The organism is Cobetia sp. QF-1 (genome assembly GCF_002213105.1).
GTDB lineage: Bacteria > Pseudomonadota > Gammaproteobacteria > Pseudomonadales > Halomonadaceae > Cobetia > Cobetia crustatorum.
In genome coordinates, this window is the sequence record NZ_NBVS01000006.1 from 50,936 (window position 1) to 71,415 (window position 20,480).

General features: G+C 57.5%; 20 protein-coding genes. 15 read left to right on the forward strand and 5 right to left on the reverse strand.

Annotated elements, in window-relative coordinates:
* Nucleotides 1–32: 32 nt before the first annotated feature.
* Both CFN46_RS12210 and CFN46_RS12215 read right to left on the reverse strand, forming a co-directional pair.
* The gene (locus CFN46_RS12210; RefSeq protein ID WP_024951769.1) at nucleotides 33–362 is read right to left on the reverse strand and encodes a multidrug efflux SMR transporter; all 330 of its coding nucleotides are present in this window, start codon (nucleotides 360–362) and stop codon (nucleotides 33–35) included.
* Entirely contained in the window at nucleotides 359–820 is a 462-nt protein-coding gene (locus CFN46_RS12215; RefSeq protein ID WP_024951770.1) for a PACE efflux transporter, read from the reverse strand. The genes CFN46_RS12210 and CFN46_RS12215 overlap by 4 nt, the downstream gene beginning before the upstream one ends.
* Nucleotides 821–965: 145 nt before the next feature.
* On the opposite strand from CFN46_RS12215, the gene CFN46_RS12220 reads away from it, so the two are divergent.
* A complete protein-coding gene (locus CFN46_RS12220; RefSeq protein ID WP_024951771.1) occupies nucleotides 966–1,898 on the forward strand; it encodes a LysR family transcriptional regulator in 933 nt (310 codons plus the stop codon).
* 62 nt (nucleotides 1,899–1,960) lie between these two features.
* Here CFN46_RS12220 and CFN46_RS12225 read toward each other — a convergent pair whose 3' ends face one another.
* Nucleotides 1,961–2,650, reverse strand: a complete 690-nt coding sequence (locus CFN46_RS12225) for a tRNA (guanosine(46)-N(7))-methyltransferase TrmB (RefSeq protein WP_024951772.1) — start codon at nucleotides 2,648–2,650, stop codon at nucleotides 1,961–1,963.
* Nucleotides 2,651–3,129: 479 nt separating this feature from the next.
* Here CFN46_RS12225 and CFN46_RS12230 point away from each other — a divergent pair, with 479 nt between their 5' ends.
* From CFN46_RS12230 to CFN46_RS12245, 4 genes are all read left to right on the forward strand, one after another.
* A complete protein-coding gene (locus tag CFN46_RS12230) occupies nucleotides 3,130–5,004 on the forward strand; it encodes a beta-ketoacyl synthase (protein WP_035159528.1) in 1,875 nt (624 codons plus the stop codon).
* Nucleotides 5,005–5,189: 185 nt separating this feature from the next.
* A complete protein-coding gene (gene coaD / locus CFN46_RS12235) occupies nucleotides 5,190–5,696 on the forward strand; it encodes a pantetheine-phosphate adenylyltransferase (protein ID WP_024951773.1) in 507 nt (168 codons plus the stop codon).
* A 10-nt stretch (nucleotides 5,697–5,706) separates the two neighbouring features.
* Nucleotides 5,707–5,964 (forward strand): YfhL family 4Fe-4S dicluster ferredoxin, encoded by a 258-nt coding sequence (locus CFN46_RS12240; protein WP_024951774.1) that lies wholly within the window; start codon nucleotides 5,707–5,709, stop codon nucleotides 5,962–5,964.
* Between the two features lie 243 nt (nucleotides 5,965–6,207).
* Complete coding sequence (locus tag CFN46_RS12245) at nucleotides 6,208–9,135, forward strand: MASE3 domain-containing protein (RefSeq protein ID WP_088743680.1); 2,928 nt, start codon at nucleotides 6,208–6,210, stop codon at nucleotides 9,133–9,135.
* Nucleotides 9,136–9,266: 131 nt separating this feature from the next.
* On the opposite strand, the gene CFN46_RS12250 is transcribed toward CFN46_RS12245, so the two are convergent.
* On the reverse strand, nucleotides 9,267–9,608 hold the full coding sequence (locus CFN46_RS12250; RefSeq protein ID WP_211242407.1) for a hypothetical protein: 342 nt from the start codon (nucleotides 9,606–9,608) through the stop codon (nucleotides 9,267–9,269).
* 276 nt (nucleotides 9,609–9,884) lie between these two features.
* Here CFN46_RS12250 and CFN46_RS12255 point away from each other — a divergent pair, with 276 nt between their 5' ends.
* The 4 genes from CFN46_RS12255 (at nucleotide 9,885) to CFN46_RS12270 (ending at nucleotide 14,717) form a co-directional block, all read left to right on the forward strand.
* Entirely contained in the window at nucleotides 9,885–11,231 is a 1,347-nt protein-coding gene (locus tag CFN46_RS12255; RefSeq protein ID WP_088743681.1) for an MATE family efflux transporter, read from the forward strand.
* A 156-nt stretch (nucleotides 11,232–11,387) separates the two neighbouring features.
* Complete coding sequence (locus tag CFN46_RS12260) at nucleotides 11,388–12,698, forward strand: short-chain fatty acid transporter (RefSeq protein WP_088743682.1); 1,311 nt, start codon at nucleotides 11,388–11,390, stop codon at nucleotides 12,696–12,698.
* A gap of 210 nt (nucleotides 12,699–12,908) precedes the next feature.
* Nucleotides 12,909–13,424 (forward strand): acyl-CoA thioesterase, encoded by a 516-nt coding sequence (locus CFN46_RS12265; RefSeq protein ID WP_088743683.1) that lies wholly within the window; start codon nucleotides 12,909–12,911, stop codon nucleotides 13,422–13,424.
* A gap of 108 nt (nucleotides 13,425–13,532) precedes the next feature.
* Nucleotides 13,533–14,717 carry a bifunctional transcriptional activator/DNA repair enzyme AdaA gene (locus CFN46_RS12270; RefSeq protein ID WP_088743684.1) on the forward strand — a complete coding sequence of 395 codons (1,185 nt, stop codon included), beginning with the start codon at nucleotides 13,533–13,535 and terminating at the stop codon, nucleotides 14,715–14,717.
* Nucleotides 14,718–14,728: 11 nt separating this feature from the next.
* Here the strand turns inward: CFN46_RS12270 and CFN46_RS12275 are convergent, their stop codons facing one another.
* A complete protein-coding gene (locus tag CFN46_RS12275) occupies nucleotides 14,729–16,180 on the reverse strand; it encodes a PLP-dependent aminotransferase family protein (protein WP_088743734.1) in 1,452 nt (483 codons plus the stop codon).
* A gap of 190 nt (nucleotides 16,181–16,370) precedes the next feature.
* Between CFN46_RS12275 and CFN46_RS12280 the strand changes: the two genes are divergently transcribed.
* The 6 genes from CFN46_RS12280 (at nucleotide 16,371) to CFN46_RS12305 (ending at nucleotide 20,451) form a co-directional block, all read left to right on the forward strand.
* Nucleotides 16,371–16,973 carry a LysE family translocator gene (locus tag CFN46_RS12280; protein ID WP_088743685.1) on the forward strand — a complete coding sequence of 201 codons (603 nt, stop codon included), beginning with the start codon at nucleotides 16,371–16,373 and terminating at the stop codon, nucleotides 16,971–16,973.
* A 162-nt stretch (nucleotides 16,974–17,135) separates the two neighbouring features.
* A complete protein-coding gene (locus CFN46_RS12285) occupies nucleotides 17,136–17,741 on the forward strand; it encodes a glutathione S-transferase family protein (protein ID WP_024951783.1) in 606 nt (201 codons plus the stop codon).
* Nucleotides 17,742–17,808: 67 nt separating this feature from the next.
* A complete protein-coding gene (locus tag CFN46_RS12290) occupies nucleotides 17,809–18,252 on the forward strand; it encodes a GNAT family N-acetyltransferase (protein ID WP_217897823.1) in 444 nt (147 codons plus the stop codon).
* A 44-nt stretch (nucleotides 18,253–18,296) separates the two neighbouring features.
* A complete protein-coding gene (locus CFN46_RS12295; RefSeq protein WP_088743686.1) occupies nucleotides 18,297–18,701 on the forward strand; it encodes a DoxX family protein in 405 nt (134 codons plus the stop codon).
* A complete protein-coding gene (locus CFN46_RS12300) occupies nucleotides 18,701–19,285 on the forward strand; it encodes a DNA-3-methyladenine glycosylase I (protein ID WP_024951786.1) in 585 nt (194 codons plus the stop codon). The genes CFN46_RS12295 and CFN46_RS12300 overlap by 1 nt, the downstream gene beginning before the upstream one ends.
* A 65-nt stretch (nucleotides 19,286–19,350) precedes the next feature.
* A complete protein-coding gene (locus CFN46_RS12305) occupies nucleotides 19,351–20,451 on the forward strand; it encodes a metal-dependent hydrolase (protein ID WP_088743687.1) in 1,101 nt (366 codons plus the stop codon).
* Nucleotides 20,452–20,480: the final 29 nt, after the last annotated feature.

Genomic DNA, 20,480 nt, shown 5'->3' on the forward strand with positions numbered 1-20,480 from the left:
CACAGCCGTGATGGCGCCGTGATGCCCCTAGCTTAATGAGGAGTGGCGCTAGAAAACAGATGCAGGACAGCGACACCGCCCACAATCATCGCCAAACCCAGGATGGCAGGCAGGTCCGGCATCTCTCGATAGACCACTGCACCGAAGAGTGTCACTAGCACGATGCCCAAGCCAGACCACACCGCATAGGTGACGCCCAGCGGTAAATCACGCAGCACCAGCGTCAACAGATAGAACGCGATCCCGTAGCCCACGATCACGATCACGCTGGGCCCGAGTCGCGAAAAAGATTCGGAGGCCTTTAGCGCGCTGGTCGCAATGACCTCGGCAAGAATCGCCAATGCCAGAAATACGTAGCTCATTGATTAGCCTCATGTTCAGCATCGCCATGTTGATGCGCTTCGCGTGCGGCATTGCGCGCCAACAGGCGCTCCATGACGGCATCGAATATCGGATTGAAGATCATCGCCCAGACCAGGAAGAAGGCGACGAAGCCCAGGTCCAGCAATAATGCCTGCCACAGACCCATGTCGAGCCACGCTGCCACGATGAAGACCGTCGCCAGCACCAATCCGAACTCAAAGCCCAATGCCTGCGCTATCCGTTGAGCGATGCTCCGCTTGCGCGTCGGCACCCAACGATCAAACATCCAGTTCCACAGTGTGCTCCAGAACACTGCCAGAGTGGACATGACCACCACCAGTGATCCCATGCTGGCAAGGTCATGCCCGGTGACCAGACTGGATAGCGGCGCCACAATCAGAATGCCCCCCAACTCCAGTAGACCTGCCTGTATCAAACGCTCTTTCTTGGAACGCATTATCAGTACTCCTCTCGACGACTCGCGCCCCACGCTACTTGATGGCAACGTCGCGCTGATATGGGAGGTATTCTAAAGCGTAAAAAGATAGATAAAAGTTAGTATCCATCTGATAATCAGATGGATACTAGGGGAGAACGACTCAATGCACTGGACACTGGAACAGCTGATGACGTTTCGCTGCGTCGTCGAAACAGGGTCTTTCTCAGCCGCGGCACGGCGGCTAGGGCGCGCCCAATCTGCCGTCAGTACTGCCATCGCCAATCTGGAACTGGATCTGGGGTGTGAGCTGTTTGATCGTGGCCCACGCACACCCTGCCTGACGCCTGCTGGCGAGGCACTGCTGCATGAAGCGGATAGTGTGCTGGCACAATGCCAACGCCTGGAAGCACGCGCACGCACCCTGAGTCAGGGCCAGGAAGCTAGCCTGACGCTCGCAATAGATGAAGCGCTGGTGGAAATGCCACCGGTAATGGCAGTACTCGAGCAGATGGCGGTGCACTACCCGACCCTGACGCTGACATTACTCAACGGTGCTCAGGATGAGGTTGCACTCTGGGTCGAGCAGCATCGCGCCAACCTCGGCATTCTGTTCCGCCAGCCATTGAACTCCATGTTGCTGGAACGCGAGCCACTCGGTCGGCTGGAGCAGGTGCTGATCGTGTCGAAGGACCACCCATTGGCTCAGATTGGTACCCCAACCCACAGTGATCTGGCCAGCTATCGGCAATTGATGATCGCGCAGCGCCAGCTGCTGGGGGGCGAGCTGGGCAATACGTGCCCTCAGTCGCAGCGTTTCTGGCAACTCAACAGCTTCTATGCGATGGCAGAGCTCACCACCCGAGGGCTGGGCTGGGCGCAGGTGCCACATCACATTGCCCATTACCCGCCATTCCGGCAGCGCTTGACGATGCTGGACGCGAGTCATCTCGGTGCCATTGCCGATATCGATATCGAGTTGATCTCGCGCCGCGATAGCCCACGTGGCCCTGCCGCCAGCTGGCTCCGTCAGTCACTACGCAGCGCCTTCAGAGATAGCCATGCGGCCATCGCCAAACAGAACGCGCCGACGGAATAGGCCGTCAGCACGAAAGTGAGGCAAAAAAGATGAAGGTAATGACGATGAAGGAGTGACACAGATCAAACCTGCAACGGATAACGCTCAGGCGTGTGCTCAAGCTGACACTCGAGCCGCCACAGCGTCTGGCCGGACTCATGGTACTTGCGCTCAAAATGCGTCAGGTAATCGCCTTCAGGTACAAAAGGCGCCGCGGTGACCTTGATGGCAGTCGCATGGCCAATGGCCAACGCGAATTCCTGTGCATAGATATCCCAGTTGGTGCGCAGCTCAAGTCTGCCCCCAAGCGCCATGATGATCGGGAACACGGGATGCCCCTGCCAACGCATCTTTACGTGCCGCGCCTTGGGATACGGGTTGGGATACAGCAGCGTGTGATGCGCTGGCGCCCAGCCAGCTGCTAATGCCAATCGCCAGAAATCCACGAGATCAGCCCGTACCAACAGCGCATTGTCGGGGAGTTCGCCGTGCTTGCGGCTCAGACGGTCCTCACTGCGATCCACGCCAATCACGGCATGATCCGGATAAGCCAGCGCCAGCTGGCGTGTGGAACGCCCAACACCACAGCCGCTATCCAGCCATAAAGGCTTGTGTTGATCCGACAGCCATTGGTCAGCCTGCATGAAGGCCTCCCGAGTGTGCTCCGCAACGGGCTTGCGCAGTGGATGCGACATGGCGCGCTGCACTCGCCTCTCGAGGTCGTCGTGAGGTCCGGTCTGTGGAGAGTCGATCTGGCGGGAGTTGGCGTACATCAGGAATTCCGGTGGCAAACGGGCGGGAAGGTCGCGAAAGGATTCTACCAGATGCCTTGCGACGTCATCCGCTCCGCTATCTCGTGAGCCTCATGCGCGCCATTAGATGTCGTTGTCGAGATGTAAAAAAGGCGCATGCCAAAAGGCATGCGCCGACACCAACTCTAGCGACTCAAACAGCAAATACAGCATGGCAGTCGCCTTTGAATAAATCAAACATACGTTTAATCATTTTTTATTTGGCCACTCATTCCATCATGAAAAAACATGCAAGATCACGGGGATATCGCACAGTGTTCGCAACAGGCTCTTGCTACCGTCACAGCACAGACACAGGGCGTGCATGACGCCTGTATTAAGGGGGTGTTATCATCTCGCCATCATTTGGACGAATACCCGTAGAGGTATCGCCCAGACCAACGACTCACAGTATTTTTCATGAGGAAAGCGGCTTGTCACACTTACCGGTGATCGTCGGCATGGGCGGCATCAATGCCGCCGGCAGAACTTCGGGTCATCAAGCCTTTCGGCGCACGGTGCTCGACTCCCTGCCGGAGACAGATCGTCAGGAGACTCTGTTGGGCCTCGCATCGCTCATGAACCTTGCCCGTTGTGACGATCAGGGTCAGTGGTTCGATGCTGAGGGACAGCCTGCAAATGCCGAGGCGCTTGCCTCGCGTCTGACAGACCAGGTTCTGGCGCACACGCTGATCCGCCGTATTGAAGATGAACGCTTCAACGAGGCCGGCATTCCTGCCAGCCGCCAGTCGCGTCTAACACTCGAGCAAGACCTTACCTTCACTCTGCGTAGCCGCCAGTTACCTGAGCAGCCGCCAGCTGACTGGAAGGTTCGCGAGCTGGATAGCCGTCACGTCGAAGTCACGGTACCGGCCGGCGAATTCGATGTACTGCTGCCTGATCGCCGTCGAGCATTGGTGCGAGCTGCTGGCCAGCTACCCAGTGGCTTTGCACCTGAACAGCTTTATCGCAGCGTACACCACCCTCGCGGTCTATCGATGACTATCTTTGGGGCTAGCGACTGCCTGGGTGATAGCGGCCTGGACTGGGATGCCCTGCGCGATAGCCTCGATCCAGATGAGATTGCCGTCTACGCCGGTAACTCAATCGGCCAGATGGATGCTGAAGGCTGGGGTGGATTGATGAAGTCATTCATCTCCGGTGAGCGTGCGACTTCCAAGCAGATGCCGCTGGGTTACGCCCAGATGCCCGCCGACTTCCTCAATGCCTATGTATTGGGCAACGTCGGTGGCGCGGGTGCAGCACTCGGTGCCTGTGCCAGCTTCCTCTATAACTTGAAGCTGGGCCTCAACGACATCCGCAGCGGCCGACGTCGCGTGGTGATGGTCGGCACTGCAGATGCGCCGATCACGCCTGAAGTCATTGAAGGCTTTCGCAGCATGGGCGCACTGGCGGATGATGAGAGCCTCAAGGCACTCGATGCGCTGGAAGTACTGACCGACAGCGATTATCAGAAAGCGTGCCGTCCCTTCGCGCGCAACTGTGGATTCACCATCGCTGAAGCGACCCAGTTCGTGATCCTGATGGCGGATGATCTAGCGCTTGAGATGGGCGCGCGCATTCTCGGCAGCGTGCCAGATGTCTTCATCAATGCCGATGGCTGGAAGCGTTCCATCTCCGCCCCCGGCGTGGGTAACTACATCACTCTGAGCAAGGCAGTTTCCTTGGCTCGCAGTATTGTCGGTGATGAAGGGGTGCGCCTGCGTAGCTTCGTGCATGCCCACGCGACCTCTACGCCGAAAAACCGTACCACCGAGTCTCATGTGCTGGATGAAGTGGCGCGCGCACATGGTATCGAGGCGTGGCCGGTGGTGGCCGTCAAAGCTTTCGTCGGGCATAGCCAAGGCAGCGCAGCCGGTGATCAGACCGCTTCAGCCCTTGGTAGCTTCGCCAATGGTGTCCTACCGGGCATTCCGACGCTGGATGCCATCGCCGATGATGTGCATCACGAACGCCTCGACCTGCGTCGCGAGCAGCGTGAATTCACCGCCGACGTCGCATTCATCAATGCCAAGGGCTTCGGTGGCAATAATGCCAGTGGTGTCGTGCTGTCCGCTGACGTGACCCTCCGTCTGTTGGAAGCACGTCACGGCAAGCCGGCACTGACGGCCTGGCGCGCGCGCAGCGAGACCTGTGAAGCGCGGCGTGCTGACTATCTTTCCAAAGCCCAGCGCGGTGAGTTCAAACCCACCTATCGCTTCGGTGAAGGGGTGCTGGAAGGGCCCGAGCTTGAAATCAGTGACAGCGAGATCCGTATTCCGGGCTATGCTCGCGCGGTCTCACTCAAGGCTGACAATCCCTTCGGCTCACTGTAGCAATGGGCAATCGATGCCTATCTCCCCTCGCGCTGCTGGCAACAGCCGCCTGAGGGGATCTACACTCGGCAGTAATAGGCACGATCGTAAGTTCACCGTGCCTATCCTCTCCGACTCCTCACCCTTTGTCGTCCACTGCAGCATGGGGTTTGACTGCCCAGCTGCTGACAGAACACGAGTTCGTCATGCCCAAGAATATTGCCGTCTACCCAGGCACCTTCGACCCGATCACCAACGGTCATACCGACCTGATCGAACGTGGCGCACGTCTCTTCGACAAGGTAGTGGTGGCAGTGGCGTGCAGCCCCGGCAAACAGCCAGCTTTGCCGCTGGACATGCGTATCGAGCTGACGCGCCAGATTCTTGCACATCTCGACAATGTCGAAGTCATCGGCTTCAGCTGCCTGCTGACAGAGCTGCTTGAGCAGCAAAATGCGCGTATTATTCTGCGCGGGCTGCGTGCCGTCTCCGATTTCGAGTACGAGCTGCAGCTAGCCAACATGAACCGGGTCCAGGCGCCGCATGTCGAGAGCCTGTTCCTGACCCCGGAATTAGAGAACTCCTATATTTCATCGACTATCGTGCGCGAAATCTCACGACATGGCGGTGATGTGTCACGCCTGGTGCATCCGATGGTGGCCGAAGCACTTGCCCGCCACTTCAATCCAAGCGACGACACAGCCACAAGCTGAGGACATCATCATGGCCCTGATCATCACTGATGAATGCATCAACTGCGACGTCTGCGAGCCGGAATGTCCTAACGGCGCCATCTCGCCAGGTGAAGAAATCTATATCATCGACCCGGACCTGTGTACCGAATGTGTCGGCCATTTTGACGAGCCGCAATGCCAGCAGGTTTGCCCTGTCGACTGCATTCCGCTCGATCCCGCGCACAAGGAAAGCCAAGACGAGTTGATGGACAAGTACCACATCATTACCGAGGCGCTGGGTAACTGATTCCTTACCGAGACCATGACTCTCGGTGACTCCGCTATATACGAAAACGCTGCCGCCGCACTCCTGTCTCTTCTGGAGTGCGGCGGCAGTCTGCCATGACTTCCCGAAAAACGGCCGAGTCGAGACATGCCTTCTTGATATCATTACCTTAAAAGGTAATTTTCTGTTAGTAACATGTAACCGATATATTCTATCCTGTAGTCATCAGTCACGGATCGCACTCTGGGTGCGCACGGATAGCCAATGTCATCACGCCACCTGTCATCAGTCCTCAAAGCTCCTCTCTTGCGTGCTCATTCACAGCTACCTTCCAAAGGGCTAATGGGGCTGGCTGGCATGCTGGCCATCATGCTGGCACTGATATTTTTACCACGCCCCGAGATCTTTACCTCAGTCGATAGCTATCTGGTGCCGCACTCGTTACTGGAGATTGGCTCGGTACTGGTAGCACTCATGGCTGCCGCCTCTATCTTCCAAGGTCACCGCAGCACACTGCCGACCAGTTTCATGGTGATGGGGTGTGCTTTCGTGCTCTCTGCCTTCTGTGATCTGGTGCATATCTTCAGCTACGCAGGCATGCCGAACTTCATCAGCGACGCCTCAGTCCAGAAAGCGATTCACTTCTGGTTGGCTGGACGCACGGCCTTTGTCTTTGCGCTTCTGGCACCCTGCATCATCACCTCGCGCCCCGTGACACGCCGCTACTTGCCATTGGCACTATTAGCGACATTCATCGTGGGGCTGCTAATCAGTTGGGCCGGCCTTTATCACCTCGAGTATCTACCGGCAACCTTTGTCGCCGGTAGCGGCTTGAGTGACTGGAAAATAGGCTATGAGTGGGCCTTGGCGCTCACCGCACTTGCCGCTGCAGCTCTGCTACTTGGCGCAAATAGCTTACCCGAAGGCACCAATGCGGGCTGGCTGGCCGCCGCGGCAATGGCCACCGGCCTCTCAGAGTTATGCTTTACCCTGTATGCCAGCGCGTATGATGTTTTCAATTTGCTAGGTCATCTTTATAAGATGGCGGCTTACGCCATGATCTATCACGCCATCTATTCATCACGCATGACCTACCCCTATCAGCAGCTGAAGGAAATGAGCACCGCGTTGTCAGAAGCTGAGCAACGCTGGCAATTTGCATTGGAAGGCTCTGGCGCAGGGGTCTGGGATTGGAAGCAGGACAGCGATCATGTTTTCTATTCCACACAGTGGAAAGCGACGCTAGGCTTCAAGGAAGATGAAATTGGTAGCAGTTTCGATGAGTGGAAATCGCGCATTCATCCCGACGATATGCCGCGAACGCTTGATGATTTGAAGCAGCACTTCGCAGGACATAGCGCAGAGTATCGCAACGAGCATCGTATGCTGACTCGCAGTGGCGAATGGAAGTGGATTCTTGACCAGGGACGCGTCGTAGAGCGCACTGAAGATGGCCGCCCGCTTCGCATGATCGGCACTCATAGCGATATCGACTGGATCAAAGAGCAGCAACAGCGACTGATTACCAGTCGCGCCCGACTGCGCTCCATTTATCATTCAGCCCCGATCGGCATCATCGTTGCAGATTGCAATGGCATCATCGCAGATGCCAACTCCGCCATGCACAACATGCTCGGAAAGGATGGTACTGAGCTATTCCAGCAGTCGCTATGGGGGTTGTTCTCGCTCGAAGAAGTAAGTCGCATGAAGCGGGCATGGGGTCAGCTACAGCGTGAAGGCGGCAGCTTCCAGGATGAATACCATATGCAGGTCGAGCGCGGACATATGTTCTGGGCTGAAGTGACCCTCACCCCACTCGAAGGCGAAGACCGCACCCTGGTACTGATCAACAATATCGAAGACCGTCGCCGCGCCATCGAGCTGCTGGAAGAAAACGCCACCCTCTATCAGGAAGTCTTCAGCACCGGCAACGCCATCAAGCTACTGATCGATCCGGAACTTGCGGAAATCATTGATGCCAACCCCGTTGCCGCGGAATTCTATGGTTACAGTATTGGCGAAATGTGCGGCATGCCGCTGAGCCGCATCAATGTGCTGGCGAGCCAAGCAATATCCAAGCGCATCCGTGCAGTGGTCAACCGTACCGACAACCACTTTGAAGCCAGCCATCAGCTGGCTAATGGCGAGTTGCGTGATGTCGAGATATTCACCGGCCCAGTGGATTTGAACGGCCGCACTCTACTATTTTCCATCGTGCACGACATTACCGATCGCAAGCGAGCTCAACGCGACCTGCAGACTGCCAATCTCAAGCTGTCACGCCTGTCGGAGAGCCGTAACCAGATTCACCATCTGGCAGAATGCCTGCTGACATGCTCTCAGCTCGATGACATCATCACACAGCTTAACGTACGACTCCCAAGTCTATTCGCAGGCAGTGAGGGTAGCGTGACATTGTCTGTTCCTGATGATGCATACCAGACAATGCACATTAACTGGGGCACGCCACCCACCGAGGCGTGCCTGGTCAGCCATTCATTGAGCGTAGGCGACACCGAAGCCGGCAAGTTCACTCTGCAGATTCCTATCGATGCAGAAAGCCAGGAGCGTTTACGCCCACTAGCGGAAGATGTCTGCCATCTGATCATGCTGGCACTGGCAGATTTACAGCTGAAGCAGGGGCTATCGCACGAGGCACGCAAGGATACGCTCACTCGTCTGTATAACCGCCGCTATCTCGATGAAGTCCTGCCACAGAAGCTTGCCGAAGCGAGTATCGGCAATCCACTGTCGCTGGTAGTGCTGGATCTGGACCACTTCAAACAGGTCAACGACACCTACGGACACGAGATGGGCGATCAGGTGCTGACAAGGCTGGCCACGCTGATTCGTGAATCTCTGCGCAGTTCAGATGAAGCTTGTCGTTATGGAGGTGAGGAATTCGTTATTCTGATTCCCGGTGCCAGTGCCGCCGTCTCACGCGCCAGAGTCGAAGCCATTCTCGCAGCCTTCGGGGAAGAAGTCTTTGAGAGCGAGACTCAACCACCACTGACAGGATTGGGCTTCTCTGCCGGTGTGGCCAATGCACCTCATGATAGCCAGACAACCGATACGTTATTCAAGATGGCCGACAAGGCGCTTTATCAAGCCAAGCGCGCCGGGCGAAAGCGCGTCATTTGCTACAGCAGCCTGCCACCATCACAGGATAGTCTGGCATCTGCGGACAGCTGACCCATTTATTCTAGCGCTTGCAACGACTACGCCGGCCATCATGGCCGGCGTAGTCGTTTTTTACTCTGGCCCTCTCATGGGTTGCGACCTCCCCTCTATCCTGCCGCAACGTGGAGTCCATCGAGTACTTGTCAGTCCCAATCCACACGCGTGGTCTTGCAGCCTAGACAGCGCGCAAAAGTTGCCTGAGCCGGAGTAGCGACCAGCACACGCGCAGTTTCATCAATGTTCTGCCCCATCGCCGCGAAGGGTGCCGAGACAACAAACAGTGCAGCCCCCACCACGGTTGTCGCCAACAACAATGGCCGTCCGATCAAGGCATCCGCCACCATCATGCCAGCACTAGGCGTATCATCGCCCTGCTCGCTGGGTAGCTCGATGGCGTATGCCGGTGTTGCCAGCACCAGAGTCATACCAGCAGCTGCAATTCCCTTGCGCAGGCGCGCGCTTCGCTGAAGAATCATGTGTTTCATACTCAGGTCCCTTGCGTCCGGACGCTCCATGCGTCCCTGTTATGGATCATCACTCCAAGTGCAATATCTGCCATGAATAACGACAGATAACTACCTCGCCAACCAACACATAGCGAGCCGTGCAACCAGGGGCATTGAAACTAGATTAGCGCTCTAGCGACAATACGCCCAGCTCTTGCAGACCACGCTTCTATCAACACCTGTCTCGCGAGCTGTTTTAATGCTCAAGCCTTGATGCCCTTGCCATGCGCGAGCCATCGATCTTTCGGACGCCCAATGACTGACTCATTACCACGTACCACTTTGACATCGCGATTATTCCGCCCTGCTGATCGTCATCTATGGCAACTGGCATGGCCGATTATCCTGTCCAATATCTCGGTACCGCTGCTCGGGCTGGTGGACACCGCAGTAGTAGGTCATCTGGAAGATGCTGTCTATCTGGGTGCCGTCACATTGGGTGCTGTGCTGTTCAGCTTCCTCTATTGGGGCTTTGGATTTCTGCGCATGGGCACGACTGGCATGACGGCTCAGGCCCATGGCCGTGGAGACTACGACACGCTGCGCACCTTGCTCGGGCAAGGCATCATGCTCGCACTGGTGATCGGCGGCTTGTTGCTGTTACTAGGGTCACCGCTGATATCACTAGGCTTGAGCCTGATGGAGGCTAACGAGGCAACACGTGAACTCGCACATGGCTACGCGAGCATTCGCTTGTGGTCTGCTCCAGCGGTGCTGATGAACTATGTAATATTGGGCTGGTTTCTGGGGCTGGGGAATTCTCGTGTCACGCTCGGCATTCTTGTACTGACCAACGCCATCAACATCCTGCTGGATCTGGCCTTTGTGCCGGGGCTGGGCATGACAAGCGATGGCGTGGCACTGGCCAGCGTTATCGCCGACTACTGCGCATCAGGTGCCGGCTTATGGCTAGTCGTCCGCCAACTTGCCCGCATGCCGGGTCACAGCGAGCGTGCCGCACTTTTCTCGCTTGCTGCATGGGGGGAGTTGATCCGCGTCAATCAACACCTTTTCGTACGTACCCTGTGCCTGCTTGGCGCTACTGCTTACTTCACCTCACAAGGCGCGAGCTTCGGTGACAATATACTGGCGGCCAACGCTGTGCTGCTGCAGTTCGTGATGATCACCTCGTATGGCCTTGATGGCTTCGCCCAAGCCGCGGAGTCAGAGGTTGGTCGCGCGGTGGGCCAGAATGACTGGCAGCGCTTCGCTCGTAGCGTCGGTGCAGCAACCCGTTTTTCACTGATGACTGCGACGGGCGCCAGTGTACTACTCTGGCTATGCGGCCCACTCCTGATCGGACTGCTGACTGACCTCCCGGAGGTCCGCGCCCTTGCGATCACCTATCTCCCCTGGATGGTCGCCATGCCATTGGTCGCGGTGTGGAGCTACCTGCTGGATGGCATCTTCATTGGTGCCACCGCCACGCGCGAGATGCGCAATACGTTGGTCATCTCACTAATCGCCTTTGTGGGCCTCTGGCCGTGGCTTGAGCAATACGGCAACCACGGCTTATGGCTGGCCTTCCTGCTATTTACTGGCGTCCGTTCGGCAGTACTCGCCGGCTATTATTTTCATCATCGCCGTCATCGCTGGTGCTGATGGAGGGTTGATACAACGCAGACTCCGCTTCAACACCTTGAAAGACCCGTGGGCTACTCGACCATCGCGCGATACTCACCTGTCGTGAGATAGATTAATGTAAGCATGCCAACCCAACTCCCATACCGATCAAGAAAAAGACTCAGGGAGCATCACATGCTGCAATTCCTATCCCGTCCAGCCGTCAAGCTGGTCGAGCGCTATCTGCCAGACCCTTACATTTTTGTATTGCTCCTGACCTTCATCGCAGCCGTCGCCGCCATGCTGATCGAGCAGCGCTCGCCCGTCGAAGTGATGCGCTATTGGGGCGATGGCTTCTGGAGCCTGCTGACCTTCTCCATGCAGATGCTGCTGGTACTGGTCTCTGGCTTCATGCTGGCCAACACTCCACCAGTCAAGAAAGGGCTTTCAAGGCTGGCCGCGCTGGCAAAATCACCAGGCAGCGCCATCATTCTCGTCACTCTCGTCTCATTGGCCGCCAGCTGGATCAACTGGGGCTTCGGGCTCGTCATCGGGGCATTGTTCGCCAAGCAATTGGCCAAGGTAGTCAGAGTTGATTATCGCCTGCTGATTGCCAGCGCCTATTCAGGCTTCGTGATCTGGCATGCCGGCCTCTCTGGCTCCATCCCACTGACCATCGCGACTGCTGGACACTTCACCGAAGACACCATCGGCATCGTGCCGACATCCGAAACCATCTTTGCCTTCTTCAACGTGGCCATCGTCATTGCGCTGTTGATCATCATGCCGTTGGTCAACCGCGCCATGATGCCCTTCGAGAACGAAAGCGTTTACGTCGATCCAGCACTGCTGGAAGAAAAACCGACCGTTGTCAGCGATCAACCTCGTCCGGCAGAGCGCCTTGAAAACTCGCCCATCCTGGCTTGGGTTATCGGGCTATTCGGGATTGCCTGGCTGGTGGACCATTTTGTATTCCGTGGCGGCGGCCTCAACCTGAACGTGATCAACTTCAGTTTCCTGTTCCTTGCCATCGTACTGCACGGCACACCGCGCAAACTGCTGGACAGCCTGAATGAGGCCATCAAGGGCGGTGCAGGTATCGTCATCCAATTCCCCTTCTACGCCGGCATCATGGCCATCATGGTCCAGTCCGGCCTGGCGGCAACGCTGTCCGAAGGCTTCGTGTCTATCGCGACTGCTGATAGCCTTCCGTTCTGGTCCTTCATCAGCGCCGGTATCGTCAATCTGTTTGTACCTTCCGGCGGCGGACAGTGGGCCGTGCAAGCGCCAGTCATGATTCCGGCCGCTCAGGCACTGGGAGCTGACCTGCCGCGTGTCGCCATGGCCGTGGCCTGGGGTGATGCATGGACCAACATGCTGCAGCCGTTCTGGGCACTACCGGTACTGGCAATCGCTGGTCTGAAAGCCAAGGACATCATGGGCTTCTGCCTCGTCCAGCTGCTGGTCACCGGCGTCATCATTTCACTGGGCCTGACTCTGCTGTAGTCCAGCAGCACGCTTCACACACCACGCAAGCCCGCACGTTGCCCCCGCCCTATTTGCGGGGGCAACGTCGTTCATGGGCTGCTTATATGCCGCAAACGAGGTGCCAAGCCGCTCTGATTCCCTCAGACTAGGGCATACAACGACACTCGAGGCCGTTCCCCGACGGTGACTTGATGCCTCCTGACTCCTGCCCCACCCAAGGACTTATCGATGAGCGACCAGCACCCCGACCAGCATGACGCACTGCCAGGCCAACACCAGCTGATCATGACGGAGCTGATGACTCCTGACATGGCCAACTTCAGTGGCAAGGTTCATGGTGGCGCGATTCTCAAGAAGCTGGATGAAGTGGCATTCGCCTGTGCGAGTCGCTACAGCGGCAACTATGTGGTCACCCTGTCGGTAGACCAGGTTCGTTTCAAGCAGCCCATCCACGTCGGCGAACTGGTGACGTTTCTCGCCTCCGTCAATCATGTCGGCCGCTCTTCCATGGAGATCGGCATCAAGGTGGTTGCCGAATCCATTCAGGGCCGCCTGATTCGCCACACCAATAGCTGCTATCTGACCATGGTCGCAGTGGACCCGGATGGTCACCCCGTACCGGTACCGCCACTGAACCTGGAAACCCAGGAGCAGAAACTGCGCTTCCACAAGGCAGGAATCCGCAAGAAGCTGCGCAAGCAGGCCGAAGAAGAAGAGAAGCGTCAGGAATCGATGGAGTTCTGAGAAACTATCTCAATAGTCAGCGCAAGATGCGGAGTGCAGATGGTCAGCGGCACGGCGATACTTGCCAGAAACCTGCATGACCACGAACTTGGCATAGCGAGATGAGCGATGACGGCAGCATATTCCGAGACCGACAGCGTACAGGCGAACAAGACAGCCGCTGATGAGGCACTATGGCAACGCGTGCTATCGCGCCAGGGGAATCCCGGCGAGACCATACGCTACGGAGTCATCACTACTGGCATCTTCTGTCGTGTTGGCTGCCCGTCGCCCTCTCCTCTGCGTGACAACGTGCGTATCTATCCGGATAACCAGACTGCGCGTGCCGCTGGCTTGCGTGCCTGCCGACGCTGTCATCCGGAGTCAGAACGCGAGGTCGGTGCTATCGAATCCAATCACTGGCTGCTTGCTACCTGTCGTCAACTGGAAGCCGCCATCGCTGCTGGTGAGACCGCGCCATCATTGGCCACGCTTGCGACACGTGCCGGGCTCAGCACCAGCCATCTCCAGCGTCGCTTCAAGACACTGCTGGGCCTGTCACCGGCCGAGTACGCCAGCGGGCTACGACAGCTGCGCTTCCACGATCTGCTTGAACAGGGTAGCAGTGTCACTGACGCCATACTCGCGGCGGGATATCGCTCGACCAGCCGCGCCTATGCCCGCGCGGATGGCATATCGCCAAGCGTGCGTCAGCAAGGGGGCAAAGGTGAAACGTTACTGGGACTCCACTGGCCCTGCAGCTTCGGCGTTCCCGAGCAGCACTGCTGGCTGAGTGCAGGGATCAGTGAACGCGGCGTCGTGGTCATCCAGCTGACAGACAGCCGCGAGGCCGGACAGCAGGCATTGGAAGCCCGTCTGCCAAAAGCCCGTTGGCAGCATATCGATCCTCAGGATGAGAATGGACAATCACTGCATGCGGTACTCGGTGCTCGCCTGCTGGCGCTGTGTGAGCAACCGGAGATCAGTCACGCCTTGTTCCTTGAGCTTCCACTGGATATTCGCGGAACAACCTTTCAGCTCACGGTCTGGCAGCAACTGAATGCCACCTTGAGCGGCAATACACTGACCTATCGTCAGCTGGCCGAAGCGCTCGGACGCCCGACTGCCAGCCGCGCAGTGGCGAATGCCTGTGGCGCCAACCCACTAGCGCTACTGACACCTTGCCACCGTGTAGTGCGCGGCGATGGCGGGTTGGGCGGTTATCGTTGGGGCGTTGAGCTCAAGCAGGCTCGCCTGGTACAGGAAGCTGAAACCACTCTATTACCTGAACCAGAGCTGAAGCCTGAGCGCTAAACCCTCCCTTCTCATAGCGTCATGCAACGCAGTGCCGGTGGCGCCAGCAGTACCTCCCGTACGATCTCTAGCGCATTGGCGAGTGCCTCGCGGCTCGCGGCGGCACTCAGGCATAGGCGAAGTGCCTGTGGTGGCGGCTCATTGCCGACACAGAAAGGTTCAGCACTAGTGACGTGCACACCACGCGCAGCCAACGACTCGACCATTGCCTGACTGCGCTGCCCTTCTGGCAATGCTAGCCACAGATCGAACGAAGAAGGACGTGACGACAACGACCACTCATCCAGCACGGAGCGCGCCAGCCGCTGCCGCGCCCGCACCTCTTCCACCTGCCAAGTAATCAAAGGCGCAGCGTTGCCGCTGGTCAGCCAAGCGCAAACCGTCTCAACCAATAACGGTGCCACCATCCAGCTATGGCTGCGAAGAGTTGCTCCAAGACGTGGAAGCAATGCCGGCGGAATACGTAGAACCCCCAACCGCAAACCGCCTGCCAGAATCTTCGAAGTACTGAAGACATATAGCGTCCGTTCTGGTGCTAGCTGATAGAGCTGCGTGCCACATTCCTCGGGTGGTAGATACTGCACACCATCTTCCAGAATCCAGAAATCGTACTGTCGTGCGAGCGCCACCAGCGCCTCACGCCGCGCGTGCGACAACTGCGCACCGCCCGGATTGTTCTGCTCGGCCATCACATAGACCATTCTCGGCACCTGCTGACGGCATAGACGTGCCAATGCCTCGATGTCCATACCCTCTTCATCCAGCGGTACTCGCAATAGCTTCAGGCCACGCTCGGTGCTGGCGGAAATCAGTCCGGGGTAGGTCAGCGCACCTGCGACCAAAGCTTCACCCGGGGCCAGCAATGCAGACAGCGCCAAGGTAATGCCATTCTGGCCGCCTTGCGTCAGCATCAACTCCTCGGCGGCAACCGGCATGCCCAGCTCCCCCATCCAATTCGCCAGCAGACGCCGCTGACTGTCGCGCCCAAAGGCATTCTGATAGTCGACGCAATGCAGGAGTGCTTCCTGTGACTGGCTGATCGATGTCAGTGCATCTGCCATGCCTTGCTGTCGCGCGGGATGCGGTGGCGGCAGACTCATGGTGAGGTCAATCGTGTCGAGCGACGCCTCGATAGCACCCTTCACATCTGCAAACATGCCAGTGGCAGCACCTGCGCAGAAGACGTGGCCAAAGCTTTCGGTAGAGACACGTTGTGCACTGATGCCTCCGTTGATGTAGGTGCCACTACCGATACGCGCTGTCACCAACCCATGACGCTCAGCCTCAGCATAGCCACGTGTCACCGTACCGACTGTCACACCCAGTGCATCAGCCAGTCGTCGTTGAGGTGGCAATCGTGTGCCTGCCTGCAACTGGCCAGACACGATATCCAGACGAATGGCATCCGCCAGCGCGCGATAACGCGGCATGGTGGGATCAAGCGTGGGCACCCAGATTGTCATGGTGACAAAAAACCTGTTGACGATAATTGTCATCAGATTATGCTCAAAAAGTGGCAGCATCAAGCGTGAATCTACATGAGGCGTTGATCAAGGCCATAAATTGAACCCATACAAATAATATTCAAAGACGCCACCTAGAAATAATATCGCCCAACCCTCCCTCACCCAGCTCTTGCTACCAAGGACACTCATGGAATCCCTCGCCTTTTTGGCACCCGCTACGCTGTACATGTTGTCGATGACACTGACGCCAGGCCCAAATAACGTGATGTTGACGGCATCGGGGGCCAATTACGGCTACTGGCGTACCCTGCCACATATTTTCGGCATCATGATTGGCTGCCTGGTGTTATTCGTTGGCATCGCGCTGGGGCTGGGACTGATCTTCGAGCGCTACCCGATTGTCCAGACACTGCTCAAGGTGCTCGGTAGCCTTTACCTGTTATATCTGGCCTGGAAGATTGCCACCGCACCACCACCTGACTTCAACAGCCAGCAGGATGCGCGACCGATGACCTTCATGGCGGCAGCACTGTTTCAGTTCGCCAATCCCAAAGCCTGGGTGATGGGTATCGCACTGATGGCGGGATTCCTGCCGGAAGATGGCCCGGTATTGCTCAATGCCGTGCTGTTGGCGGGTTTCGCCGAGCTGGTCGCCCTGCCATGCATCTCGCTATGGGCTGGCTTTGGTACTGCCATTGGCCGCCTACTGCGTACCGAGCGTTCCTGGAAGATATTCAATCGCATGATGGGCGTGCTGACTGCTTCCTGCGTCGTTTTCATTCTCCGTTAGTGGCCATGTGCAAGCGCACTTTCGAGCAGGCATGAGATAACACTCAGGCTAATCCATACATCGTACGTGTCGAACACTGTTCGCATTACCACTGGTTTCACGTGCGATGTTCGCTAGACTGTCGAGACGCCTATTCCACGCTCGCACAGGACGCCTTCCCTCATGCTGACCCTCTACGGCGATCGCCGCTCCGGAAACTGCTACAAGGTCGAGCTACTGCTGCATCTCCTCGAACGCCACCACCACTACATCGAAGTCGACATCCTCGCCGGCGATACGCGCACGCCGGAATTCTTGACCCGTAACGTCAACGGCAAGATTCCGCTGCTGGAACTGCATCGTGGTGAAACGCTTTCCGAATCCAATGCCATCCTTCATTACCTTGCTGATGGCAGCGACTATCTCCCTGAAGACCCCTTCTTGCGTGCCAAGGTGCTGCAGTGGCAGTTCTTCGAGCAGTACAGCCACGAACCCTTCATCGCCACCGCACGCTTCATCAACCGCTATCTTGGCTTGCCGGAAGAACGTCGCACAGAATATGAAGCCAAGCAGGAAGGCGGCAATCGTGCCCTTCGCGTGATGGAACATCACCTGAAAGACCATGACTGGCTGGCAGCCGACCAGTTCACGATCGCTGATATTTCACTTTATGCTTATACCCATGTGGCGGACGAGGGAGGCTTCGCGCTTGAAGACTATCCTGCCGTACGCGCGTGGCTCGGACGTGTGGCGGCTCAGCCGAAGCATTTCGATATTCCCCGCGACTGAAGTCACCTCCCTTGCTGACCAACGAACACTTACCCTTTAAAGCTCACCCTTCTCAACAGGTCTACCGATGCTCTCCGTCACCTTTCGCGCCATGACACCCGCCGATCATCCGGCTTTCATGAACATGATGAAGGCCACCACGGGGGTGGTGATCCGCAAGGCAGACGAGTACGCCGCCGTCGCGCGCTATTTGAACCGTAATCCCGGCATGAGCCACCTGGCCTTTGACGGCGATCAACTGGTCGGCTGCGCAATGTCAGGTCATGATGGTAAGCGTGGGTATCTGCAACACGTCATGACAGCGCCACAGGCGCAAAGTCAGGGCATCGCACGAACGCTGGTGGACCGCTGCCTTGAGGCACTGTCTCGCGAAGGAATCGATAAGGTACATCTCGATACCCTGCACGATAATCATCAGGCACACCGCTTTTGGGAGCGGCTGGGCTGGTCCAATCGTAATGCGGAAATCGTACGCTTTTCGCGCCTGCTGGTAGATGACCCCAATGCCTGAGGCAGGCTTTCTTTTCTGATAATTACCGAGCAAGGAGCTCTGACGTGCAATTTCTTGAAAACGATGATCTTGGCAAGCTGATCCTGCGCCTGACACTAGGCGTACTACTGCTGTTTCATGGCCTATCGAAGCTATTGGGCGATGGGGGCACCTTGAGCTGGATTGCTCAGCAGCTGGAAGGCATGGGCATCCCCGGCGTGGTGGCGTATGGCGTCTATATTGGTGAGATAATCGCGCCCATCATGCTGATACTCGGCTATCAATCACGCGTGGCAGGACTCATCGTGGTAGGCAACATGCTGTTCGCCTTTGCCATTGCACACATGAGCCAGCTGATCAGTCTGTCGTCATCTGGCGGATGGGCACTGGAGTTGCAGGGCTTCTATCTCGCGACAGGCCTGGCCGTCGTCTTCCTTGGCAGCGGCCGCTTTGCGGCACAGGAGGACTGATGGCAGCGCCCGTTACCGCCAGCACTTATTGTGAGAACGCTCCGGAACATCCGTTTCACGGGCCGTACCACGATCACGAGTACGGCTTTCCGGTCAGTGATGACCAGGTACTGTTCGAGCGCTTCGTGCTGGAAATCAATCAGGCGGGGCTGTCATGGCTGACAGTACTCAAGAAGCGCGAGGCCTTCCGCAAAGCGTTTGAGGATTACGACATCGCGCGTATCGCAGCCTATGACGATGAAAATCGCGCGCGCCTGCTAGCCAATGCCGGCATTATCCGTAATCGCCTCAAGGTCAACGCCGTCATTCATAACGCCGGTGTTGTGATGGGCCTCAAGGAAACACATGGCAGTTTCATAAAATGGCTGGATGCTCATCACCCGCAGCCATTGCCTGCCTGGGTCAAGCTGTTCAAGCGTACCTTCCGCTTCACAGGCCCCGAGATCGTCAATGAACTCTTGATGAGTTGTGGCTACCTGCCCGGCTGTCACCGCGATGACTGTCCGGTGCAGTCGCGTGTGCTGGCCGCGAAACCACGCTGGGCCGATACCGGCGCTCTTGAGATCATCCACGGCGATGCCTGACGCTGTTGAACCATCCATTACGCAGTACCTCACACCTCTCTCTCACGCTGCATAGGTAGACGAGCATGGACTCCCTTACTCAGGTCTGCCTCGGAGCTGTCGTCGGCGGCGCCGTCATGGCACCCGCCATTCGCCGCCTGCCCAAGGAGCGCTGCGGGACTGCGCTGCGTTACGCCCTACTCGGCGGCGCAGTACTCGGCACCGTTCCCGACCTCGATGTATTTATCAACTACGGCGACGCCGTGGCCAACTACACTCATCATCGTGGTTTCAGCCACTCATTGCTCATCTTGAGCCTAGTAGGACTGGTCCTCGGCTGGGGGCTTTCGCGACGACCACGATTGTTGGTATTGGGGCGTAGTCGACTTATCGTCTATTGCGTCCTGTGCCTCATCACGCATCCGCTACTGGATGCCTTCACGACCTATGGCACCCAGTTGCTGTGGCCATGGCCCAGTCGACCGATCAGTCTCGCTAGCGTATTCATCATCGATCCGCTCTATACCCTGCCGCTGCTGATTACCGGTGTGTGGGTTGCCATCCGTGGTCGAGCAGGGCACCTGTTGAGCGTGGGTCTGGTGCTGTCGAGCCTCTATCTGGGCTGGGGACTGACCGCCAAGAACTGGGTAGATATTCGCATGACACCGGTGCTTGCGCGGCAAGGTTTCAGTGATGCGCCACGCATGATCCAACCGACACCGTTCAATAGCCTGCTATGGCGTGTCAGTATTGTCACTCCGCAAGCAGACCACGAATGGTTAGTCAGTGTATTTGACTCCGACGCTCGGCTGAATCGCTTGGCACGCCGTGACTTCCCACGCCAACCAGCGCTGGATGCCGCTGTTGCAGGCATAGATGATGGCCAGCGCCTGCGCTGGTTTGCGGCTCCCTTCCTGCGTGCGTCGCGTGAGACAACTGACACTGGAGGCGTGATGCTAGCCGTTACTGATACCCGACTCGGCTCACCTGGCTACCACCCGTTCAGCTTCGCATTGGCGCGTGAGACGTCAGCCGGAGAATGGGTGTCGCTAGACGCCAGCCAACGCCTACCTAGCCCACGCGTCGATCGCGCGGCATTTCTTGCCCTATGGCAAGCCATTCGCGACCCTGATACCCGCCAGCATCAGGCAGCACATCCTGCAACGCCGCGTCACGACGCTGGCTGACTTCTGTTGTAGTGTTTGCCCGAACGCAA

What these genes read in the sequence shown, in the direction of transcription:
- CFN46_RS12220 (WP_024951771.1), top strand. Translation starts at nt 966, where the DNA reads ATGCACTGGACACTGGAACAGCTGATGACGTTTCGCTGCGTCGTCGAA.
- CFN46_RS12290 (WP_217897823.1), top strand. Translation starts at nt 17,809, where the DNA reads ATGCTCTCCGTCACCTTTCGCGCCATGACACCCGCCGATCATCCGGCT.
- coaD (WP_024951773.1), top strand. Translation starts at nt 5,190, where the DNA reads ATGCCCAAGAATATTGCCGTCTACCCAGGCACCTTCGACCCGATCACC.
- CFN46_RS12225 (WP_024951772.1), bottom strand. Translation starts at nt 2,650, where the DNA reads ATGTACGCCAACTCCCGCCAGATCGACTCTCCACAGACCGGACCTCAC.
- CFN46_RS12260 (WP_088743682.1), top strand. Translation starts at nt 11,388, where the DNA reads ATGCTGCAATTCCTATCCCGTCCAGCCGTCAAGCTGGTCGAGCGCTAT.
- CFN46_RS12285 (WP_024951783.1), top strand. Translation starts at nt 17,136, where the DNA reads ATGCTGACCCTCTACGGCGATCGCCGCTCCGGAAACTGCTACAAGGTC.
- CFN46_RS12305 (WP_088743687.1), top strand. Translation starts at nt 19,351, where the DNA reads ATGGACTCCCTTACTCAGGTCTGCCTCGGAGCTGTCGTCGGCGGCGCC.
- CFN46_RS12265 (WP_088743683.1), top strand. Translation starts at nt 12,909, where the DNA reads ATGAGCGACCAGCACCCCGACCAGCATGACGCACTGCCAGGCCAACAC.
- CFN46_RS12275 (WP_088743734.1), bottom strand. Translation starts at nt 16,180, where the DNA reads ATGACAATCTGGGTGCCCACGCTTGATCCCACCATGCCGCGTTATCGC.
- CFN46_RS12250 (WP_211242407.1), bottom strand. Translation starts at nt 9,608, where the DNA reads ATGAAACACATGATTCTTCAGCGAAGCGCGCGCCTGCGCAAGGGAATT.
- CFN46_RS12240 (WP_024951774.1), top strand. Translation starts at nt 5,707, where the DNA reads ATGGCCCTGATCATCACTGATGAATGCATCAACTGCGACGTCTGCGAG.
- CFN46_RS12270 (WP_088743684.1), top strand. Translation starts at nt 13,533, where the DNA reads ATGACGGCAGCATATTCCGAGACCGACAGCGTACAGGCGAACAAGACA.
- CFN46_RS12300 (WP_024951786.1), top strand. Translation starts at nt 18,701, where the DNA reads ATGGCAGCGCCCGTTACCGCCAGCACTTATTGTGAGAACGCTCCGGAA.
- CFN46_RS12230 (WP_035159528.1), top strand. Translation starts at nt 3,130, where the DNA reads ATGGGCGGCATCAATGCCGCCGGCAGAACTTCGGGTCATCAAGCCTTT.
- CFN46_RS12255 (WP_088743681.1), top strand. Translation starts at nt 9,885, where the DNA reads ATGACTGACTCATTACCACGTACCACTTTGACATCGCGATTATTCCGC.
- CFN46_RS12215 (WP_024951770.1), bottom strand. Translation starts at nt 820, where the DNA reads ATGCGTTCCAAGAAAGAGCGTTTGATACAGGCAGGTCTACTGGAGTTG.
- CFN46_RS12280 (WP_088743685.1), top strand. Translation starts at nt 16,371, where the DNA reads ATGGAATCCCTCGCCTTTTTGGCACCCGCTACGCTGTACATGTTGTCG.
- CFN46_RS12210 (WP_024951769.1), bottom strand. Translation starts at nt 362, where the DNA reads ATGAGCTACGTATTTCTGGCATTGGCGATTCTTGCCGAGGTCATTGCG.
- CFN46_RS12245 (WP_088743680.1), top strand. Translation starts at nt 6,208, where the DNA reads ATGTCATCACGCCACCTGTCATCAGTCCTCAAAGCTCCTCTCTTGCGT.